Here is a 3542-nt window from a genome sequence, read left to right as displayed (position 1 = left end):
GCATAGATTTTGACATCTATGCCCTTTTTCTTGTAATCTGTTCGTTGCGTTCTTTGCTAACGATTAGACCCTCGACAAGTCAAATCTTAGCAAAGGGTAGCTAGTAAAGCAAGTAATTTGCAAAGCGTCCCTACTACCAAAAAATCATATCAACGACGTAAACAAGAAACGCAAACCATAACTTCAAGGGTCATTAGCTCGGACTGCCGGAAGGCATAAACAGGCAAATTGTGGTGTAAAATTTAGCGCACTTACAGCGATACGTAAGCTCTGCCACCGTCTCACCGTACGATAACAGGTACCTGATAAACGAGAAGTTAAGGCTACAGCGGAATTGAATTGTTTAGGGTCTAAAATTCCAACGAAAACACGCTTTTTTACTGGTAAGCCATTCACTTACCGATGACTGAGAACGTTACAAAGAAACTCGCTCTTTTGGGCGCTGTGGATTTGTGGATTGTTTAACGGTTTTTTGCCTGCGGCATCGTATGGATAATGCTGATGGATAACTTGACGGCTTCGCCTTGCACAACTCTACGAGTTGCACACAAGTTACCGCACGAGCATTACCCACACTAAAAACCTACAACCCACAAGCCCCACGAGCGCTAATAAATAATAAAATTTTTTTGTAAATTTTAAGGAAGAAAAGCCAAGCTAAAGTTAAAAAAATTAGCGAAACTTTTCAGTAAAAGAAGTCGCCCAAAGGGCTCCGTATTTTTTAATACCACATCGGAGCTTTATGGCTTCTTTTATTTAAAATTTATGAGTTTAGTTTGAAACACTGTCACTATTTAATATCAATCCTACCTCTTGATTAGAGCAATTTATGGGTAAAAAGATTCTCTGGAGAGTCTGTGGAGATGCTCCAGAGAATCTTTTTGTATGCTAAATCGCATCTTTTTATATGCTAAATCGCACAGAAGCGAGATTTCCTTAATAAAATCAAAGGTGTGCTATATAGCATCTGTAGAGATGCTATATAGAATCTCGGATCCCCTATTCAAAATTTAATCACTATATACGTTACTCATTGAGTTGAAAGGAAAAAAAGGCAAAATGCAATTTTGCGTTAGGTGTGTAGATTCATCAAATTGTTAGAGGTTTTCAATATAAATATCTTGGGTTCGTTTTAATAAAATCTTATGAAATTTTATTACCCTATAATGGCGATCCTATGCCGAATGTTTGAGAGAGGAAAAGATAAAAATGAATGAAATCCTGCGTATAGTTTTTTATAACCTTTCGATCATATTGATAGCGCTTTTCTCTTTATGGTTATTTTTAAAAAATAGGACTAAAAAACGCCGTGAAAGCCTTTTAAGTGTGTTTGAAAAATCTCACGCCAAATTTGCCGTCAATCGTAAGTCTCAAGCAGCTTTTGAGAAAGCGGCAAAGGAATGGGAAAGAAAACATCCAATCAAGGCTCTAAAAAGGCGTATAAAGCATTTATTTTGGTAAATCGATAAAAGGCATTGTCACTCGTTGGCAATGCCTTTATTGATTCAGCAAGCCACTTGTGGCGCGGTAGATAAAATCAGATTACTGCTGAAGTTCATCATCTCTCCAAATATCACTAAATCCTTTAGTCTCCTCTCTTAAAGCCGAAGATATATAGATATATAGATTAAATAAGATCTATATAAATAATATAAATTAATATGAGGATTCCATATGAAGAAATTCTTAGAAATAATTCTAGAAATCTTGAGAATTGTGAACGCTATCTTAGATTTATTACGTAGTTTTGGTGTGATGTAAATCACACCTATATTCTGCATAAACAAGCGATTTAAGTGACTAAAATCATTTAACATAATCGCACTTTATGCGAAGCTGTTGCATGAAATATGCATAAAGCATGCATGATTTTTTTTAAATTTAAAAATTTTTTGGAAAATGTTCTATATGCAACAATTTATTTTTCCTTTGTAGTATAATAAAAAAGCTCGTAACACATACGAGCTTGGTGCACTCTAGTCATACTATGTGTGCCTAGAGTGTTAATTTTAACTATAAACTTTATGGAGTTTATATGGAAAAAATTAATATTACAATTTTGATCTTCATTATGCTGTTGGATAAGATTGAAAATCTTATCGATTTCATCAGCAATCTAACTTTATCATTAACCTTTAATCTTTAATGACTAAGTTTTAATAATAAGCAAATGTGTTGCAGCACATTTGCTTTTTTTTAACGCTAATATTTTATCAAATTTTAAATAAATTACTTGACAATCTTTTACAAAGACCGAAAAGCTAAAGGTTTAATTTCTATTTAAAATCAATGCATTACAAATACTCATTTGATTTTTTTCCAGCAAACCCTATAATGAAATTAAATTAAGTTAATTTAATATTGGAAAGGAGTTGCAGATGAATCAAAGCATAATCCCTAGAACAACTATGATATTGGAACAATTAAGTAAAATAATAGAGGATGTGGAGAAAGATGATACCGGTTATTTTAGAAACTTATACTTTAAAAGAGACTACTTTGAACATTTAGCTCGTTTAGTCTCACAAGTTGAACTTAAGGCTTATAACCTAAAGAAAGAAATCATATTAGCGCAAATAAGAACTGGTATACCTAATGCAGAAATTGCAGATGCTTTTAAAATTAGCCCAGCTAGAGTGAGTCAGTTAAAGGCTGAAATGAAAAAAGAAGATGCATTTAGAAAGTTTAGAGATAAAATGGAACAATCTATCTTTACGACAAATGTAAGATAAAAGTGAAAGATATAAAAAAGCCTATTTTTTTATCTAAATAGATTGATTTCTAGAAAAACAATAGCTATATTGTAACTAGCAAGGGCGCAGGACAACAGATACCCTGGATTGCTCTAGATGAGGGCGCAGGACAATAGATACCCTGGATTATCTAGATAAAAAAACCACCTTTATTTAGGTGGTTTTTTTATATCTCCTTTAGGTACAACGCAATATAATTCAGCTTTTGGTTTGCGCGCTGTAAACTCAAATACTGCGAAATCAGTTACAGTATTACCATATCCATCATCTCTTGTATGCGCGCTTTTTAAACAGCTTCCTTTTTTATTAAAAACAACAACAGAATCTTTGTTAAGACTATTCTTAATTTGCTCAATTAGATCATCTATAGAATACCCATCTTTAATAACTCTGCTATTGTAATGATGCCTACCCATATAGACGATTTCATTACTCAATAATTCAGGTAAATCATTTTCAATTCTATACTTATTAATTTCGCTAAATTGAACATCAGTAAAATATCCTATCGTAATAATGTTTACTCTCTTTCCCCTATCTATAAGATTCAAATTTTCTCTTATCCGAGAATCTACATCTTTGATTAACATAAATGCTATCCATAAAATAATAAAACCAAACACATAGTAATGCCGTAATAAAAAAATTCAATAAGAAAAAGGGCATAGATTTTGACATCTATGCCCTTTTTCTTGTAATCTGTTCGTTGCGTTCTTTGCTAACGATTAGACCCTCGACAAGTCAAATCTTAGCAAAGGGTAGCTAGTAAAGCAAGTAATTTGCAAAGCG

General features: G+C 32.8%; 3 protein-coding genes. 2 read left to right on the top strand and 1 reads right to left on the bottom strand.

Annotated features, from left to right (window positions below):
* Positions 1-1209 precede the first annotated feature (1209 nt).
* Positions 1210-1461, top strand: a complete 252-nt coding sequence (locus tag DPV81_RS09330) for a hypothetical protein (RefSeq protein WP_111388085.1) — start codon at positions 1210-1212, stop codon at positions 1459-1461.
* Between the two features lie 917 nt (positions 1462-2378).
* Complete coding sequence (locus DPV81_RS09325) at positions 2379-2732, top strand: hypothetical protein (RefSeq protein ID WP_111388084.1); 354 nt, start codon at positions 2379-2381, stop codon at positions 2730-2732.
* Between the two features lie 170 nt (positions 2733-2902).
* Here the strand turns inward: DPV81_RS09325 and DPV81_RS09445 are convergent, their stop codons facing one another.
* A complete protein-coding gene (locus DPV81_RS09445; RefSeq protein WP_207930113.1) occupies positions 2903-3343 on the bottom strand; it encodes a hypothetical protein in 441 nt (146 codons plus the stop codon).
* Positions 3344-3542: the final 199 nt, after the last annotated feature.

This window comes from Haemophilus parainfluenzae (genome assembly GCF_003252795.1).
Classification (GTDB): domain Bacteria; phylum Pseudomonadota; class Gammaproteobacteria; order Enterobacterales; family Pasteurellaceae; genus Haemophilus_D; species Haemophilus_D parainfluenzae_K.
This window is presented reverse-complemented; position numbering and strand designations above follow the sequence as displayed.

Coding starts and splice junctions, on each gene's coding strand:
- DPV81_RS09330 (WP_111388085.1), top strand. CDS start 1,210: ATGAATGAAATCCTGCGTATAGTTTTTTATAACCTTTCGATCATATTG.
- DPV81_RS09325 (WP_111388084.1), top strand. CDS start 2,379: ATGAATCAAAGCATAATCCCTAGAACAACTATGATATTGGAACAATTA.
- DPV81_RS09445 (WP_207930113.1), bottom strand. CDS start 3,343: ATGTTAATCAAAGATGTAGATTCTCGGATAAGAGAAAATTTGAATCTT.